This is a genomic window from Bdellovibrio sp. NC01 (assembly GCF_006874625.1).
GTDB lineage: Bacteria > Bdellovibrionota > Bdellovibrionia > Bdellovibrionales > Bdellovibrionaceae > Bdellovibrio.
This window is the reverse complement of the sequence record NZ_CP030034.1, coordinates 1,898,627-1,914,812: the sequence shown is the minus strand read 5'-3', so window position 1 is coordinate 1,914,812 and position 16,186 is coordinate 1,898,627. Positions and strand designations below refer to the sequence as shown.

The following is a 16,186-nucleotide window of genomic DNA, read 5'->3' as shown; positions in this document are numbered from 1 at the left end:
CGTTCCCGGTTAACGCTTTTGGCAGCGCTGTAAGACTCGTTCTTTGTATTCGGAAAGGTAAGGATATACACCGACATCATCCCATTTCCAAACAAAGTCATTACATCGCATAAACTTTGGAAAAGCTACTACACCAACCTCGTAGTCCTTCTTCTGCTTTAAGATGGCACTGGCAATGTTCTCCATAGTCCAAAGCACAGAGTCTTCGCTTAAGAGTCCCTGTTTGCGCAATTCAAAGGAAACCTCAACTGGACTCACAAACCCTGTCTGATCCGCATAGATCGGAGTTCCCACCTGTTCGCGACCTTGAGTGGAATAGACCCAGCGAATGTATTGGAAGAATTGAATTCCAGCAGGCGCATATTTGTTTTTAATTGCTTCGTAAACAGAGGCATCCGCTTCGGTATTGTCACCAAAGAAGATCACTTTATCTGGAGCTTGTTCATTCATGATCGCAGTGATCGTGCGCAGTTTGTGTTCGTCAGAGCTATAATTTGTACGAGGAATATAAACACCCGCTGGGAAACTTCCATTACGCAAGAAGTTCAAATGCGTTTTCTGCATCCACCACGCCGGCGCGCGAGTGACATAGTAAAAAGAAGCATCGGCATTGTCTTTTTGAATCAACGCAAACAGTTCACTCATTCCAAGATAACGACTGTTTTCATCAAATGAATAAACCGCGGCATCATCAAGATCCTGAACGTCGGCAAGTTTAATCGTGTCGTCGACATCAGCAATAACCAGTGTCTTTGCTTGTGCTGCCGAAATCCATAACAGAGCTACAAATACGAGTGAGAAAAGTTTCATGCATCCTCCGTGAAGTCTTCACTTCAGCAGAAAATACTAGTCACTAGAGTCCTTGCTCGTCAAAGCGAATACTGAAGTCTGTAGGTGTCACTTGAATTTCTAAAGTGTGCTCTGCATTAGAAAGAACGATTTTTTGTTCATTACCCAGAAAAAACTGTTGCCCTAAGGCTTGTGCAAGCTCGCCATTTGCTTTGAAGCTGGCTGTTTTCAGTCCCAATTGCGCATTGGCCGTGCGATGAATCAACAACATGCAGGTATAACCGCCTGAGGTGCGATTGGCGCAAATAAAATTCAGAGTTCTTTCTGGCGCCTTCAGCGATTTCCCAGGGCCCAGCATCGAATCTTGGATCGGCACATTCATCACTTCGAAAAGTTTTTGTGGAAAATCATCACTGCTGCCATCCGGATTCTGAGCCGCAATATTGATCATAAATTGCTGACCTAAAAACCTTCCGTTCGTCACAGCGTGAGACACAGAAGCACTACTAAGCAGAAGAAGCATCACAAGTGTTTTCATAATTTAAAGCCTAACAAGGGTGTTCAAGAGATCAACAGGGGCGTTACAATTCCTGTCTTCTGTCAGCCTCATAACGGGACATCAAAAGTGGATCACATTGAGATGCTATTCCCATGTATTTACAGATACTTACGACCGCACTCACTCTAAGAATCATTGGCACATTGGCCTCAGGCTTGCTCTCTAGGTAAGTATCGAAACTTTATTTTTACAAAGGGGACTTATATGAAAACATTCTTAGCTATCACAATCTTCGCATTTTCTTGCAGTTCATTTGCTTGGACAGCGCACGATCAAGCAGGAAAAGAATATTCATTTAAGTTCCGCATGGCCGGTCAAACGTTAGAGCTTAAACAATCAGCAGGTTCTTATGAAGAAGCCTACGAAAGAGCTGCCCAGCAGTGCTTTAAATTCTTCAAAGGCCCAGGCAAAGTTTCTGAAGACCGTGGTCTAGATATCATCGACGTGTGCGCAAATCCGCGCTCATAACGGCAGAGCGCCAGCTGAAGCAACCCGCTCGTCGCATAGCATAACTCCCCAAGAAAGCCCCTTCCCCCGAGGGGCTTTTTGTTTTAGAATTCAGAGGAATTTAAGGAGCAGTTTTAATGGGTATCCTAAAAGCCATTGGTGAATTTTTAGTTGGTAAAGATCCAGATATCTTCGACGAGAAAGGCAACGTTTCTCACAAACTTCCAAAGAAGAAATGGGAAGCTTGGCACAACCGTACTAAAACTGATCCTCAATACAACTGGAGAAACCACACTGGTATCTCTGGCGCAAACAAGAAAAAGCCTACGAACTAATTCGAGAGACTTTCTCTTTCAGTTTTGATTTAGCAAACCCACTGGTCACGGTGGGTTTTTTATTTTAGGGTCACATCATGAGCACGACAACAGTCGACACTTCTTCTAATACTCCCCTTCTTAAAGACAGCACCGTGTGGATCATGGCAACAGCCACAGGTCTTTCTGTGGCGAATCTTTACTACAACCAACCTCTGCTTGCTGAAATGCAAACAAGCTTCGGTGCCAGCGTAAAAGACATCGGCATCATTCCAACACTGACACAAGTCGGATACGCGCTAGGAATGCTTTTCTTAGTTCCACTCGGCGACATGTTTGAACGTAAAAAATTGATCTTCTTAACGTCACTTTTAGTGACAGGCTCTTTGTTAATCGCGGCGACTGCACAAAGTGTATTGATGATGGCGATCGCAAGTTTGTTGATTGGACTTTTTACGATGGTTCCGCAGTTAATCATTCCACTGGCAGCACAACTTGCATCACCAACAAATCGTGGACGCGTGCTTGGTATCATCATGAGTGGTTTGTTGATTGGTATTTTATTATCACGAACACTCAGCGGTTTCTTAGGATCTATGTTCGGATGGAGAGCCGTATTTTATTTCGCAAGCGCCATGATGATGGTCATCGCAGGCGTTTTGTGGCTCACAATTCCATCGCTCGCTGCAACCTTTAAAGGAACTTATCTTGGGTTGTTCAAATCCATTTGGGAACTGGTTAAAGAACTTCCCACTTTGCGTGAATCAGCCGCCATTGGAGCGTTGATCTTTGGTATTTTCAGCAGCATCTGGGCAACATTGATTTTCTTATTATCAACACCGCACTTCGGTTATGGCGCTAAGGAAGTTGGACTGTTTGGACTTCTTGGAGCTGCAGGCGCCGCTGCCGCGCCACTTATGGGGCGCGTATCTGATAAAAAAGGACCTCGTTATGGTTTGGGTGTCGGCCTTATTCTGACAGCTTTATCCGTCTTGATGCTTGGTTTTTCAGGTCAAAGTCTTATCGGTTTGATTGTTGCGATCTTCATTATGGACTTCGGTATTCAAGGGGCGCATATCTCGAATCAAACACGTATCTTTGCACTTCGCGAAGATGCACGCAGCCGTATCAACACGGTTTACATGTTTAGCTATTTTATGGGCGGCGCTGCTGGATCTTATCTTGGCTCCATCGCTTGGAATATGGCCCAATGGACGGGCGTCATCACAGTCTGCGGAGTTCTTGCGGCATTAAGTTTATTAATTTATGCAAAAGGGCGCGGTCGCTAACTAGTTCGCACCCAACTCCATCCAGGATTCAACGTGTGAGTTATAAAATCCGGATTCACGATAAGCCTTGTCGATCACACCGCGTTTTTTCAAAATACGAAAACCCTTCTGCAAAGCTACAATCGCATTCTGAGCACCAGGGTTTTTCTTAGAAATCGCCCACACTCTTTTACCTTTTAATAAAATTTTGTATCCAGGCACGGGACGCAAACGAATCCCGTCGACATCGAAACCAAAATCCTTATCTTCGTGAAAAGCTGACAACATCAAGGGTACGCGGTCATGCTTTACCATTCGCACCATTCGCTCCCAATTGCCGCCATCTTCTAGATTTTTAAACCCAGCACGTAACAAGGCTTCACGGTCACTCGTCCAACTAAATGATGTCGTAACTTTTTGCTTACGAAGCTCTGCAAGTGAGAGCTTTTTCAATTCAGGAATCTTATCCACCCGCCCATACAAGCCAGCGACGAATTTTCCTTCTTCGATTGCCGATTCTGACAACCACAAGTTTTCATCCGAATCGACATCGTATCCCCACACAGGATTTGCAGACATATCGGCAGAACCATTTTTCAATTCCAGTAGAGCGCGCGAATATGTCGGTGTCGTTGCAAACTGAACCTCGCCAACAAAACCACCAGCCTGAAGAACCTGTTGCAGCAATACAAGTTCAACAACATCACGACGCGACCATGGACCGCCGAAATCTTTAATTTGTAAAGGATTCCGATCTCCAAGAAAACGATAGTAATCCCGAACCACATCTTCAGCCGCAACAGCCTTCAGAGTGCTTTTTGCTGCATTCACGCGTGCATAGGATAGCGAATAAAATAGAATAAGAAACAGGAACAGCAGGTTTTTCATGTACCATCACAATACTAAACAAAACCTAGAGCCATGATTACAGTTTCTGCATTTTGAAAAAATCGGAGCGACACTCTTGTCTCGAGCCATCCACGAGCACGACCTCAGTGACGTAATTTATGAATTAGTATCTATATTAAACTTCAAATGCAGCGAACGAATCACTGAATCCACATCACCTTGCGCTTTTACAAAAAAGATATCATCAACTTGTCGCCCCCAAGTGTGGACTTGAGCAGACTTAATACTAACCCCTGATTCACTCAACGCTTTAGCAGCAGATGCTAAAAGTCCTGATTGGTCCGGGCCTTTAAAGCTGATGATCCATTCTTTTTCATTCGCACTGACGAGCTGAATAGAATCAAATTTTACTTGCGGCACTTCTTTATTTTTAAATTGTGCAGCTTTTAAGATTTGCGCAAGTTGCTGTTGTGATTTCGACGTCGTCACCTGGAACCAGTCATACACTCCCACTTTAGAAAGAGTATGAATGGAGGCATGACGGATCCCCACACCCAACGAATAAAGTTGAGTCACGTAGTCTGCTAAGATTCCCTTACGATCATGACGATCATGGAAACGAATCCACGTCTCGCCTTTTTTAGTCTTTAAAACTTTTGGTGGCAGACTGTCTTCGCTTTGTTCCGCGGCTTTCAGATCTTCAACCAGATCTTTCATGTCAAGACTTTCAACCAACACCGCGCCCAGCTCTTCATAGATTTCTTCAGAGATATGTAAATGCTTTTTCTTTTTCAAAGCATAGAAATCAAAATAACCTTGGGCCTTTTTTGAATCCAAACTTTCAACAAGATCTTTAAGCAGCTTTGCCTTCCACTCGTTCCAAGCTTCTGGATTGGTCGCACGAATATCAACGGCCGTAAAGATCGCCAGGCGATAAAGCCTTGCGGACTCCACACCTTTATCTTTCAGCTCTTGCCAGACCTTGGGGTCTTTCATGTTTTTACGGAATGCCGCTTGTGAAAGTTCTAAATGGTTTTTTACCATCCACTTCACATCATCTGTAAAGGCTTTAGAAAAACCATAGGCTTTAAAATCGCGATCGACGATCGCAGTTCCCGCATCCGAGTGATCATCACTCTCTAAACCTTTTGCAAGGTCATGATAAAGACACGTCCACGTTAAAACTTTCCAATCGTAAGGCTTAAGCTTCGCAAGCAGGAATTTCAGTGGGCCTAATTCTTTGGGCTTTTTGTAAATACGTTTGATTTCACGACATGCTTGCATGATGTGTGAATCAGCCGTGAAACGATGATACTGATCATGCTGCACGTAACCCACCAGACGACGAATTTCCGGAACAAGCTTATCAATAAGGCGCGATCTAAAAACACTGACCAAAGTTTCATCGGGCGTTTTTACCGCAAGAACATTATCTAAAATTTTGCCACGCAGTTTTGCAACTTTAGGAATTTTATTCGTCGGCAGGATCTCATCAAGATGCTCTCGCACCTTTTTCTGAGTTAGAACTGAAGGATTTTTTTCTAACGCTTTATAAAGATCCGCTGGTTGCTTATAGCGAATATCTTCTTGCAAACGCAGCTCCGTATCGGAACTTTCAGCGACTTTAACAATCCAGTCAGAATAAAAATGCACACGCGACAAACCACGCTGTAGACTGCGCATGAAGTCTTTATTATTTTTAAAGCCCAACCACGTCGCAATATCAAATTGCGCCCCACTTGAAAGAATATCGTTAAAGCCTTCAAGTTGAAGTTTTTGACGTAAGCACAATAAGTAGTTGCGGTAATAGTTTAAAACATTCAGCGCATGACCGGGATTTACAAATTTTTCCGCAAACAATTCATAAATTTGCAGTCCCTGTTCAAGATCGCGCAAACCACCGGGACCAAATTTGATATTCGGCTCCAGATAGTTTGTGATGGAATCAAAACGAGTTTCGCGACCTTTACGCTCTTCACGAACTGCTTTTAGCAAAGTTCTACGAAATTGATTTTTCTTTGCCCAAATCTGTTTTTGTTGCGCGAACAATTTCTGCGCGCCTTCAGGAGTTAACGGACGAGCTTTTAAAAGAGCCAGAATATCGAAGGCTTCAACATTCTCGGTCCAATCTTCGGGATTGTGAGGCATACGATAGCGCAGCTTTAAGCCGGACTCTTGCACGCGATCGACAAAACTCTTAACGATCTTTTCATCGCCACAAAATAAAATATCGATATCGGATTTAGGACTTAATTCACCACGTGCCCAAGAACCCAACATGATCGGATGGGTGTCACGCCAGCCTTCAAAAGATTGCAGGCGATCTTCAAGTTGAACACCCAACCAATGGGAAAAGCTTTCGCTTGAAAAACAGAAGGCCTGACGAACATCGCCGTCAGGGACCATCAAAGGAGGAGTCAGGATTTTTCGTGCTTCCTCAGTCAAATTTGAGGGCAAAAAGCTTCGTGTCGACATCCCTATTAGGATGAGCTAGTCGCCCCTAAGTTTCAAGTGCCAAACTCAAGTCGCAGAAACGATCTCTTTCCATTTTGCGATTTGATTCATGGCCTCAAGAGGACTCATTTGCATCAATGGATATTTCTCGACTTCTTCCATTAAGCTCTTAATAGTTTCCTGACGTTTTAAAATAAGAGGGTCCATCTCAACAGCCGGAGCTGCTGGAGCCGGCACAACAGCCGTCGCTTCAGCGCTGCTCACGTCTGTCGAATCCATATCCAAAAGCGACAACTGACTTGTTGCTTGAACACGTTTTGATTCAATTTCACGCAAGAGGCTTTTCGCACGCTTTGTGACCGTCGCAGGCAAACCTGCAAGTTCCGCGACCTGAACCCCGTAAGATTTCAAAGCTGGACCTTTAACCAAGGTATGCAAGAAACGAATCTCGCCGTTACGTTCTGCCACAGTCATGTGCGCATTCGTGATTTGCGAGAAGCTTTGATCCAACGTCGTCAATTCATGATAGTGAGTGGCAAAGAAAGTCAACGCCTTCACTTCACTTAAAAGATGCTCAAGGATAGATTGCGCCAAGCACATGCCATCGAATGTCGATGTCCCACGACCGACTTCATCCAAGATCACCAAAGAATCTTTAGTCGCGTTTTTCAACATCGCAGACGTTTCGATCATCTCAACCATGAAAGTTGAAAGACCTTCAGACAACTGATCGCTCGCACCAATACGTGTGAAGATCGCATCATGTAAAGGCAAGTGGGCTTCGTCGCAAGGAACGAAGCTACCCATTTGCGCCATGATCGACATCAAAGCCACTTGTCTCATCAAAGTTGATTTACCGGCCATATTCGGACCTGTAAGCAACAAACATGAATGAGCACGAAGTTCGATGTCGTTCGCCACGAATTGCGATTTCACCGTCTGTTCAACCACGGGATGACGGCTGGCTTTTAATTTCAAAGAGCCATCATTCGTGAATTGCGGACGAACGTATTTTTCTTCCAAAGACAACCACGCTAGCCCCGCGATCACGTCCACTTGGCTACATTCGTGCGCCAAAGTGAGCAATGCCGGACTCTGCGATAAGATTTCTTTTCTTAAAGCTTCAAAGAATTCAAATTCAAGATCAGCACGTTTTGTGTTCGCTGACAGAACTTTTCTTTCAAGTTCAATCAACTCATCCGTGCAATAGCGTTCCGCATTCGTCAAAGTTTGCTTACGTTGATAGTTCGCTGGAACTTTGTCTTTGTGCGTGTTCGTGATCTCGATGTAGTAACCGAAGACATTGTTGTAACGGATCTTCAAACTTGTGATACCCGTTTTTTCTTTTTCTTCAGCTTCCATACGCGCAACCATCGCTTGCGCATTCGTAGATAACTCAATCAACTCGTCCAATTCAGACGAAACACCCTGACGGATCAAGTAACCTTGTTTTGTCGCCAAAGGTGGTTCTTCAACCATCGTGCGCTCAATTTTATAAGCAAGCTCGCGAAGCACTTCGAAATTCGCCTGACCACCTGTTGCCTGGACCAAAACTTCCAAAGAACTGATACCAGCATGAACGCTTCCAGCCAAAGCCAAAAGATCACGACCGTTACACTGTGGTTGCGAAATTTTACCCAGACGACGTTCGATGTCGCCCATTTGTCCCAAGATCTGACGAACGCGTTTCAACTCAACAACATGAGAGCGCCAGAAGTCGACAGACGACAAACGCTCTTCGATCGCTTTTTGATCGCGAAGTGGAAAGCTTAACCATTGACGAAGAAGACGCCCACCCGCAGATGTTTGCGTGCGATTGATGGCATGAAACAAACTGCCAAGACCTTCGCCTTTGTAAGTAGAGAAAATTTCCAAGTGACGAAGAGTTGTACTAGAAATTTCAAGACGATGTTCAAGATCTCTTTCTTCAAACGGAGATAGCGTCGCTAGCGCTTCTTCTGAAGAAAGACTTTTTACGTAACTTAATAAACGAGCCGCAGAAGTCGGCGCGCCCTTAGATAAAAGTTCATGTGATGCTTCAAGTGTCTCTTCATGATGTGAAATCAAGAAACCTTGAAGACCTTCAAGTAATGCTTCATGTTCTTTAGCGATGACAATTTCAGCCACTGGTAAGATCTGCAAGAAGCGCAAAAGATCCTGCGTTTTCTTAGACTTAAAGAAGAAAGCTTCACCAGTCGTTGAATCCAAGAAACTGATCGAATCAGGATCAACACTCACAAGGTAATGGGCTTTCGTGCCGTCCAAAGTATCTGAATCGTAAACCATGCCCGGAGTCAGAACACGCGTCACTCCACGCTTTACAATCCCCTTCGCATTTTTTGGATCTTCCAATTGATCACAGATGGCTACTTTAAAACCGTGAGCCAAAAGTTTATTGATCGGACCCGCCACCGAATGATGAGGCATCCCGCACATCGGAGTTTCATCCTGAGATTTTTTATTTCTTTGAGTGAGAGCAATTCCTAAAACCGGAGCTGCTTTGACCGCATCATCAAAGAACATTTCAAAAAAGTCGCCCATGCGGAATAGGAGAACTTTATCTTGATGAACGGACTTGATGTCCCAGTACTGCTTCATGAGTGGCGTAAGATTTGACATAGGCCAAAAAATTATCGAAGCGGCAGGTAAGTTTCAACAGAACTCAGAGGGAACGCAGAGCAGCGTTTGAGTCTTATTTAGAGCTATTTGGAAATAAAAAAACCTGCCGATTTACTCAGCAGGTTTTCATAAAATGACGCACCGCGCTTCTTACTCAAGCGCTTTTAAAAGCTTTCCGTAAATGCCATCAAAGCCACCGTTACTCATGATCAGAACAACGTCGCCTTTTTTCGCGCGAGCCTTAAGGGCCGCAACGATTTGATCGGCATTATCAAAGTCTTCAGCCGTCACTCCTGATTTTTTTAAATCAGCTACCAACTCGTGACTCGAGAAGCGATTCTCTTCATCGATTTTCGATTGGTCGAAAGCTTTTGCCAACATCACTTCATGTGAGCCTTTGAATGCCTGCACGTAGTCTTGTTGGAATACTTTACGACGAGATGTCGCACTTCTTGGTTCAAACACCGAGAATACTTTGCGATTTGGATATTTCTTTTGAATGCCTTTGACTGTTTCACGAACCGCCGTTGGATGATGCGCGAAATCTTCAATCACAAGAACGCCACCGGGCTCTCCCAAGATTTCCTGACGACGTTTCACACCCTCAAAAGATTCCAAAGCAATTTGAATTCTATTTTCAGAGAAGCCCAAAATTTTCGACATCGCAACAACAGCTGTCGCATTCAGAACGTTGTAATCGCCCGTGATCTGCATGTTGTAAGGTCCTAAGATTTCACCCTTATGGTGAACTTCAAAACCTGTACCTGTTGCATCTTGGAAAAGAACTTTTGCACGGTAATCAGAATTCGCATTAAAACCGTAAGTGAATGAATTCTTGCACTTCGCAAGCTTACGAAGCTCCATCACGTTTGCATCTTCAGCGCACGCAAGCAAAGTTCCATTTTCAGGAATCAAGTTCATCAAACGCGCGAACGCATCTTTCACCGCTTGCAGATCTTTATAGATATCCGCGTGATCGAACTCAACTGAAGTCAAAATCACATGGCGTGGTTTGTAGTGAATGAATTTTGGAACTTTATCAAAGTAAGCCGTATCGTATTCGTCACCTTCAATCACGAAGTATTTACCTTCAGGATTTTTAAATGACTGCGAGAAATTCTTTGGAATACCACCGATCAAGAAGCCAGGTTTTGCACCCGCATTTTCCGCAACCCATGACATCATCGACGTTGTTGTCGTCTTACCATGAGTTCCAGAGATCACAATGCTTTCGCGGTCGGCGATAATAAAATCACCCATCGCTTTTGCAAGTGATGTGAATGGAATTCCCAATTTCACAAGTTCTTGCGCTTCCTCATTGCCTGCAGAAATGACGTTACCTACGATAACGAAATCTGGTTTTGGATGAAGATTTTCAGCCTTGTAGCCTTTTTGAATACTGATTCCAAGACTTTCAAGTTGCGTCGACATTGGTGGATACGGATTCATATCACTGCCTGTGATTTTAAATCCGCGATCTTTCAACAAGCCCGCAAGCGAGGCCATCGCAGTTCCGCAGATGCCCATTAAGTGAATATGACTACCCGGTTTTAAATCCATTTCTAAACCCCTGATCTTCTGTAATTTTCGACAATCCAATTATGTATTTCAGGACGTAGTTTTGAAAAGGCTTTATTGTCAGAACCATACAAAACTCGATTCGATAATACGATAATGCTCATATCCATTTTTGGATCATACCAAATCGACGTGCCTGTAAATCCAGTGTGCCCGATGGAATCCAAAGAGAAATAAGAACCACAGCTCGCAGAGCCTGGAGTTGGCATCATATAACCCATAGCCCAATCGCCTTTACCCTCTGGCAAAGCACGACGTGCGAATAATTGCGCTGTTTTCTGGCGAATTGAATAACGAGCAATACCCATCAATTGCGAACGCAAGTGCAACGAATACCAGCCAGCATCATCGATACTACCAAAAAGTCCAGCATGAGTTGAAACGCCACCCATCGCCCAGCAGTTCAAATCATGAACTTCGCCCTGAACAAGCTTACGGCGCACCGGACATTCTTCCGTCGGAGCAAACAACGATTGTTTTGTTGAAGTTAAATTATCTGGATGGAACTCTAACGTCGTACCCAAATAGAATTTATTTTTGATTTCATTCCAGACTTCAAGAATCTCTTTATCGAAAAGTTTTTCTAACACATAGCTAAGAACGATAAAGCCCACGTCGGAATATACAGCCGTGTCTTGCTTTTCAATTTTCAAATTTTGCAGAATACCACGCAGCTGTTCGCGACGTTGATCGCGCGGCAAACTTTGATTCAATTCTTGATAAAAGGGCGCCCACCACACAAGGCCCGAAGAGTGCGTTAGCAACTCTGTCAGTTTTGTTTCTTTGTGAGGGAACCAGCTTAGCAATTCAGAAACTTTTGTATCAAAATTCCATTTGCCAAGTTCAAATGCCCACATCATCGCTTGTTGCGTGAAGATGATCTTCGTTAGTGATGCAAGATCGTAATAAGCGTATGTGTTGCCGACGGCGATATCACAGATGATCTTACCACCTTGATAAGCACGCACCATCACACCAGGAGTTGTGTCGCGAATACGATCTTCGAGCTGAGTAATTAGATTTTTTTCTAATACTGAATATTTCATTATGCTTTACCCCCAGTCTGAATATTCAAATGAACTTTTGTGCCATTAACTTTCAACACACACTCTGTATTAAAAGGGACAGGTCTTTGAATTGGAGCATGGCCCGCTTCCAATCCCTTAAACAGAGGAATATCCAAATCGCCTGCCCAGCGTTTGAAAACCAAATCAAAATTATTTTTACCCGTAGCTGGTTCTTCACCGCCGATGAAGTCACCCAAAATAATGCCATCGCATTTTTTTAGCACTCCACCTTGGCGGAACTGTTCAAGCATGCGATCGATGCGGTAACCACGCTCGCCTAAGTCTTCAAGAAACAACAAAGACTTATCGGCATTGATCTGCCATGGAGTTCCCATCGTCGATTGAAGCACAGTCAAATTGCCGCCCACGATTTTCGACTTCAAAGTTTTTACTTTGCGAGCCGCCTCATTTAAAGGCTTCAGCTTTTTAAACTCAATCACCGGCTCTTGACCGAACAAGATCTTGTGCAATTCTTTTTCGTGTTTTGGCGCGACCAAACCACGACCTAAACGATCAAGTAACGGCGCATGCAAAACCTTCCAACCCCATTCTTGAATAAAGAATGTATGTAAAGAAGTGATGTCGCTGATACCGATGATCAGTTTTGCTTCTTTTGGTTTTTTAAGCTTCGCAACCATCGGCAACAAACGATTGCTGCCGTAACCGCCACGCATACACCAAATCACATTGGAATCTTTCGACTCAATCGCCGCTTTCAAATGTTTAAAGCGCACGTCGTCGTCATTTGAATGCAGGAAATGCGGTTTGATCAAATCCTTAGGAATTCTTGGAACCAAATTCCATTTCAAAAGAAAATTGCGCGAGCCTTCAACCTCTTCAGGTTTTGAAGGATACCCCGGCGAGACAACGTCGATGATGTCATTTTCTTTAATGTATTTCCACGAAGTCACTATTTCACTCTTTTCAAAATATCTTTCACAGACTTTTTATGTTTTTTTCCTGTGAAAATTTCTTCGATCTCTTTTGGTTTTAATAATGAACGAACCGTATCGTCGACCATCAACTTATCTTTCAAATGCTCACCAAAACCCAGTGCGTGACAAAGTCTTTGCACCAATACGTAAGCATCTTCACGGCGCATGCCTTTGGCAACCAACGCCAGCAACACATGCGAGCTGAACAACTGCCCTTGCGAGCTGTCGATATTATCAAGCATGCGTTTTTTATTTACCTCAAGACCATCAAGCAAAATGCTCATGCGGTTCACGGCATAATCAGCTACGATGAATGCATCTGGGAAAATCACGCGCTCTACTGATGAATGCGAAATATCGCGTTCATGCCACAAAGCTACGTCTTCCAATGCTGCCACCGCGTAACCACGAAGCAAGCGTGAAAGACCTGTGATGTTTTCTGCACTGATTGGATTTTTCTTATGCGGCATCGCCGAAGAACCTTTTTGGCCCTTCGTGAAACCTTCAGTCACTTCAGCAACATCGCTGCGTTGAAGATGGCGAAGTTCTACGGCTAAACGCTCTAGCCCCGTTCCAAGAATTGCAAGTGCCGTCATCATTTCTGCATGACGATCACGAGGAATAACTTGCGTCGCAATTGTCTCGGGCTTCAATTTTAATTTCTTAGCAACCATCGCCTCTACTTTGGGCGATTGGCTTGAGTAAGTACCTACCGCACCACTCAATTTACAGATCGACATATTGTCGATGGCATCTTTCACGCGTTTTTTATTACGACGAGTTTCCGCAAGGAAACCAGCCATTTTAAAACCGAAAGTCGTTGGCTCCGCAAACATGCCGTGCGTTCGACCCGCACACAAAGTTTCTGCGTGTTTCACCACCAAGACTTGCAAAGATTTTTCAAGAGCCGTGATTGTATTCAACAGAACCTGACCGGCTTCACGCACTTGCAGACTGAACGCCGTATCAAGAACATCCGAAGAAGTCATACCGAAGTGAACGTATTTACCATGAGGCCCGATGTTTTCAGCCATATTGCTGACAAACGCGATCACATCATGTTTCGTTTCTTTTTCGATTTCAGAAATACGTTTGACGTTGAAACGAGCTTTTTGAGCAATCGTTTTCGCAGCGACTTTAGGAATAAGACCCAATTGAGCCTGCACTTGCGCGACAGTGATCTCAACTTCCATCATCTTACCGAATCTATGATCTAAATCCCAAAGAAGACCCATTTCAGGGCGAGTATATCTCTCGATCACTTCTCCTGTTCCTTTCTTTTTTCTTTTTGCTCTTTCAAAAGTTTTTCTTTCCACCACGCAGTGATGCGCCCTTGGATTCTTTCATTCTGTGCGAACGAAGCTCCCCAAGAATAATGCGGCCACATCTCGGGCCCATCCAGGTGCAGATTGCTGTACGAAGTTTTCCCACGGCGTGCTTGTTGTTTTTCAGAAAACACCGGATGGCGTGGAGCCCCCAGTTGCGCGTAAGTGTAATAATACTCTTGCGGGAAGTTGAGTACTTGCGGTTCAGCCAACGACATACGACGCGACAGATGTTGATTCATGCGCATGCTACGAGTCGTTAGATATTCTTTATTGAAGCGCTGAACCGTTGGAATACGCAACCACACGTCGAACTGATCAGCAAGCGACGTTCGCTGAAGCACCATCAAGTTTTCATGAGTCCACGGCGAATACACATCATCCAAAACAACCGTGTGCAGAGGAAGACTGTCGCGTTCAAAACATTGTTTCAAACCCACACGGTAACGAACCCAACACCATTCCGATTCCAACGGACCTTCTGGGAAGAAATATTTCCCAAGACGTTCGTTTAAGAAATAACTTTCTTCACTTGAAAGCATCCACACGATTTGTTCCAAACGGAACAGACCTTGTTTTTCTCCCGAACCAGAAATCTCTAAGCCTGTGACGGAACGACCCGGACCGAAAGACGCATCCATGATTTGTTGTGGTTCTAAAACTTCAACACCTTTTTCACGCAACCAGTTCAAAGATCTCTCAAGACCTGCGCGAGTCGCCTGACGCACAAAGAACGAAGATAGCAACGGCAAGCTTTCACCCTCTGTCGCAGCTAGCGCATTGGGTTTGTACGTCGTACTTGCGTATTGATGTGCAAAATGTAAAAGCCAGCTTTGCTCAAAGGTAAAAGCATTCAGATTTTTATAAAGCTGTTTTGAATTTTTATCTTGGCCCGAGCTAAAAAGATTTTCTTTGATTGGGTTCGCCAACGGCAATTTATCAAGATTGAATTTCGTCAAAGGACCTTTGAATTCAACCGGTCCTTCTGGAAGCCACAAAGAAAAACCATTCGGCACTTCTTCAAAAGCATCTTCCGAGTAAAGACGATCAACCTGTGATTCTGAAATTCGTTCGTTGCGGAAAAAACCAAACGGTCCTTCGATATCTTCCGTCGGCCACACTCCAAGTTTAGAAGACACGTCGACAAGAGTTGTCTTGATACCCTCTTGTGCAAGAGCCGCTGCTAACCAGTGACCTCTTCCAAACGCTGACACTAAGATGATGGGATTGCCCAACTCCATAGCCGATAGAACTCCTGATAATTTTTTCGAAAAAACACGCGTAAATAGTCCTAATGATTAGAAAATCATAAACCCCCTAAGTCAAGGCGCGCACTGCGGCGAAATGTGGGAAAAGGTCTTTTTCTTGAGCTTCCTAAAACACCCCCCTAAGATGAGTTCGCTCACTCTGAAGGAGGCCGCTATGCGCATTCTTATGTCTTTACTCATCACTCTGGGCGCAAGCTTTTGTTTTGCGGCTCTTCCAAGCAACTTCTTCGAGCTGAGTGCAACGGATATCTCTGGAAAACAGGTGAACTTCTCGACTTACAGAGGCAAAGTCGTCCTGGTTGTAAACACCGCTTCGCAATGCGGCTTCACTCCGCAACTTAAAGAACTTGAAGATTTGTACAAAAAATATGCAGATCGCGGCTTCATCATCTTGGCGTTTCCATCGAACGACTTCAAACAAGAAAAAGGCGACAATGCGTCTTTGAAAGCCTTCGCCCAAAAAGAATACGGCACGACCTTCCCCTTCTTTGAAAAAGCCGCCGTCACAGGCGAACAAAAACAACCGGTTTACCAATTCCTGACTGAGAAAAAGTCGGGCATTTTATTTAAAGAAGTGGCGTGGAATTTTGAAAAGTTCCTCGTGAATCGCAAAGGTGAGGTCGTGGAAAGATGGCCATCGATCGTGAAGCCTTCATCTGAAAAAGTCGTGGATTCTGTCGAAAAAGCACTCAGTGAGCCTCTCTAAGAAATTGC

The 16,186-nt window shown here is 44.2% G+C and carries 14 protein-coding genes; 4 read left to right on the top strand and 10 right to left on the bottom strand.

Annotation, left to right across the window (positions count from 1 at the left end):
- Positions 1–9: 9 nt before the first annotated feature.
- Complete coding sequence (locus DOE51_RS09205; protein WP_142696234.1) at positions 10–810, bottom strand: phosphatase domain-containing protein; 801 nt, start codon at positions 808–810, stop codon at positions 10–12.
- 43 nt (positions 811–853) lie between these two features.
- Positions 854–1,327, bottom strand: coding sequence for a hypothetical protein (locus tag DOE51_RS09200; RefSeq protein ID WP_142696233.1), 474 nt, complete (start codon positions 1,325–1,327; stop codon positions 854–856).
- A 225-nt stretch (positions 1,328–1,552) separates the two neighbouring features.
- Here DOE51_RS09200 and DOE51_RS09195 point away from each other — a divergent pair, with 225 nt between their 5' ends.
- The 3 genes from DOE51_RS09195 to DOE51_RS09185 all read left to right on the top strand — a co-directional run bounded on the left by DOE51_RS09195 (position 1,553) and on the right by DOE51_RS09185 (position 3,398).
- Positions 1,553–1,816 (top strand): hypothetical protein, encoded by a 264-nt coding sequence (locus tag DOE51_RS09195; protein ID WP_142696232.1) that lies wholly within the window; start codon positions 1,553–1,555, stop codon positions 1,814–1,816.
- Between the two features lie 116 nt (positions 1,817–1,932).
- The gene (locus DOE51_RS09190; RefSeq protein WP_142696231.1) at positions 1,933–2,130 is read left to right on the top strand and encodes a hypothetical protein; all 198 of its coding nucleotides are present in this window, start codon (positions 1,933–1,935) and stop codon (positions 2,128–2,130) included.
- A 77-nt stretch (positions 2,131–2,207) separates the two neighbouring features.
- Positions 2,208–3,398, top strand: a complete 1,191-nt coding sequence (locus tag DOE51_RS09185; RefSeq protein WP_142696230.1) for an MFS transporter — start codon at positions 2,208–2,210, stop codon at positions 3,396–3,398.
- On the opposite strand, the gene DOE51_RS09180 is transcribed toward DOE51_RS09185, so the two are convergent.
- The 8 genes from DOE51_RS09180 to DOE51_RS09145 all read right to left on the bottom strand — a co-directional run bounded on the left by DOE51_RS09180 (position 3,399) and on the right by DOE51_RS09145 (position 15,445).
- Positions 3,399–4,265 (bottom strand): hypothetical protein, encoded by an 867-nt coding sequence (locus tag DOE51_RS09180; protein ID WP_142696229.1) that lies wholly within the window; start codon positions 4,263–4,265, stop codon positions 3,399–3,401.
- 117 nt (positions 4,266–4,382) lie between these two features.
- Positions 4,383–6,701 (bottom strand): HD domain-containing protein, encoded by a 2,319-nt coding sequence (locus tag DOE51_RS09175; RefSeq protein ID WP_142696228.1) that lies wholly within the window; start codon positions 6,699–6,701, stop codon positions 4,383–4,385.
- Positions 6,702–6,746: 45 nt separating this feature from the next.
- Entirely contained in the window at positions 6,747–9,299 is a 2,553-nt protein-coding gene (gene mutS / locus DOE51_RS09170; protein WP_142696227.1) for a DNA mismatch repair protein MutS, read from the bottom strand.
- 150 nt (positions 9,300–9,449) lie between these two features.
- The gene (mpl, locus tag DOE51_RS09165; protein WP_142696226.1) at positions 9,450–10,859 is read right to left on the bottom strand and encodes a UDP-N-acetylmuramate:L-alanyl-gamma-D-glutamyl-meso-diaminopimelate ligase; all 1,410 of its coding nucleotides are present in this window, start codon (positions 10,857–10,859) and stop codon (positions 9,450–9,452) included.
- A 2-nt stretch (positions 10,860–10,861) separates the two neighbouring features.
- On the bottom strand, positions 10,862–11,923 hold the full coding sequence (locus DOE51_RS09160) for a serine hydrolase (protein ID WP_142696225.1): 1,062 nt from the start codon (positions 11,921–11,923) through the stop codon (positions 10,862–10,864).
- Entirely contained in the window at positions 11,923–12,855 is a 933-nt protein-coding gene (locus tag DOE51_RS09155) for an LD-carboxypeptidase (RefSeq protein ID WP_142696224.1), read from the bottom strand. Before DOE51_RS09155 ends, DOE51_RS09160 begins: the two co-directional genes overlap by 1 nt.
- Positions 12,855–14,141, bottom strand: coding sequence for an adenylosuccinate lyase (purB, locus tag DOE51_RS09150; RefSeq protein WP_142696223.1), 1,287 nt, complete (start codon positions 14,139–14,141; stop codon positions 12,855–12,857). Before purB ends, DOE51_RS09155 begins: the two co-directional genes overlap by 1 nt.
- The gene (locus DOE51_RS09145; protein ID WP_142696222.1) at positions 14,138–15,445 is read right to left on the bottom strand and encodes a hypothetical protein; all 1,308 of its coding nucleotides are present in this window, start codon (positions 15,443–15,445) and stop codon (positions 14,138–14,140) included. Before DOE51_RS09145 ends, purB begins: the two co-directional genes overlap by 4 nt.
- 181 nt (positions 15,446–15,626) lie before the next feature.
- Between DOE51_RS09145 and DOE51_RS09140 the strand changes: the two genes are divergently transcribed.
- Complete coding sequence (locus DOE51_RS09140; RefSeq protein WP_210415582.1) at positions 15,627–16,178, top strand: glutathione peroxidase; 552 nt, start codon at positions 15,627–15,629, stop codon at positions 16,176–16,178.
- Positions 16,179–16,186: the final 8 nt, after the last annotated feature.

What these genes read in the sequence shown, in the direction of transcription:
- DOE51_RS09205 (WP_142696234.1), bottom strand. Translation starts at nt 810, where the DNA reads ATGAAACTTTTCTCACTCGTATTTGTAGCTCTGTTATGGATTTCGGCA.
- DOE51_RS09200 (WP_142696233.1), bottom strand. Translation starts at nt 1,327, where the DNA reads ATGAAAACACTTGTGATGCTTCTTCTGCTTAGTAGTGCTTCTGTGTCT.
- DOE51_RS09195 (WP_142696232.1), top strand. Translation starts at nt 1,553, where the DNA reads ATGAAAACATTCTTAGCTATCACAATCTTCGCATTTTCTTGCAGTTCA.
- DOE51_RS09190 (WP_142696231.1), top strand. Translation starts at nt 1,933, where the DNA reads ATGGGTATCCTAAAAGCCATTGGTGAATTTTTAGTTGGTAAAGATCCA.
- DOE51_RS09185 (WP_142696230.1), top strand. Translation starts at nt 2,208, where the DNA reads ATGAGCACGACAACAGTCGACACTTCTTCTAATACTCCCCTTCTTAAA.
- DOE51_RS09180 (WP_142696229.1), bottom strand. Translation starts at nt 4,265, where the DNA reads ATGAAAAACCTGCTGTTCCTGTTTCTTATTCTATTTTATTCGCTATCC.
- DOE51_RS09175 (WP_142696228.1), bottom strand. Translation starts at nt 6,701, where the DNA reads ATGTCGACACGAAGCTTTTTGCCCTCAAATTTGACTGAGGAAGCACGA.
- mutS (WP_142696227.1), bottom strand. Translation starts at nt 9,299, where the DNA reads ATGTCAAATCTTACGCCACTCATGAAGCAGTACTGGGACATCAAGTCC.
- mpl (WP_142696226.1), bottom strand. Translation starts at nt 10,859, where the DNA reads ATGGATTTAAAACCGGGTAGTCATATTCACTTAATGGGCATCTGCGGA.
- DOE51_RS09160 (WP_142696225.1), bottom strand. Translation starts at nt 11,923, where the DNA reads ATGAAATATTCAGTATTAGAAAAAAATCTAATTACTCAGCTCGAAGAT.
- DOE51_RS09145 (WP_142696222.1), bottom strand. Translation starts at nt 15,445, where the DNA reads ATGGAGTTGGGCAATCCCATCATCTTAGTGTCAGCGTTTGGAAGAGGT.
- DOE51_RS09140 (WP_210415582.1), top strand. Translation starts at nt 15,627, where the DNA reads ATGCGCATTCTTATGTCTTTACTCATCACTCTGGGCGCAAGCTTTTGT.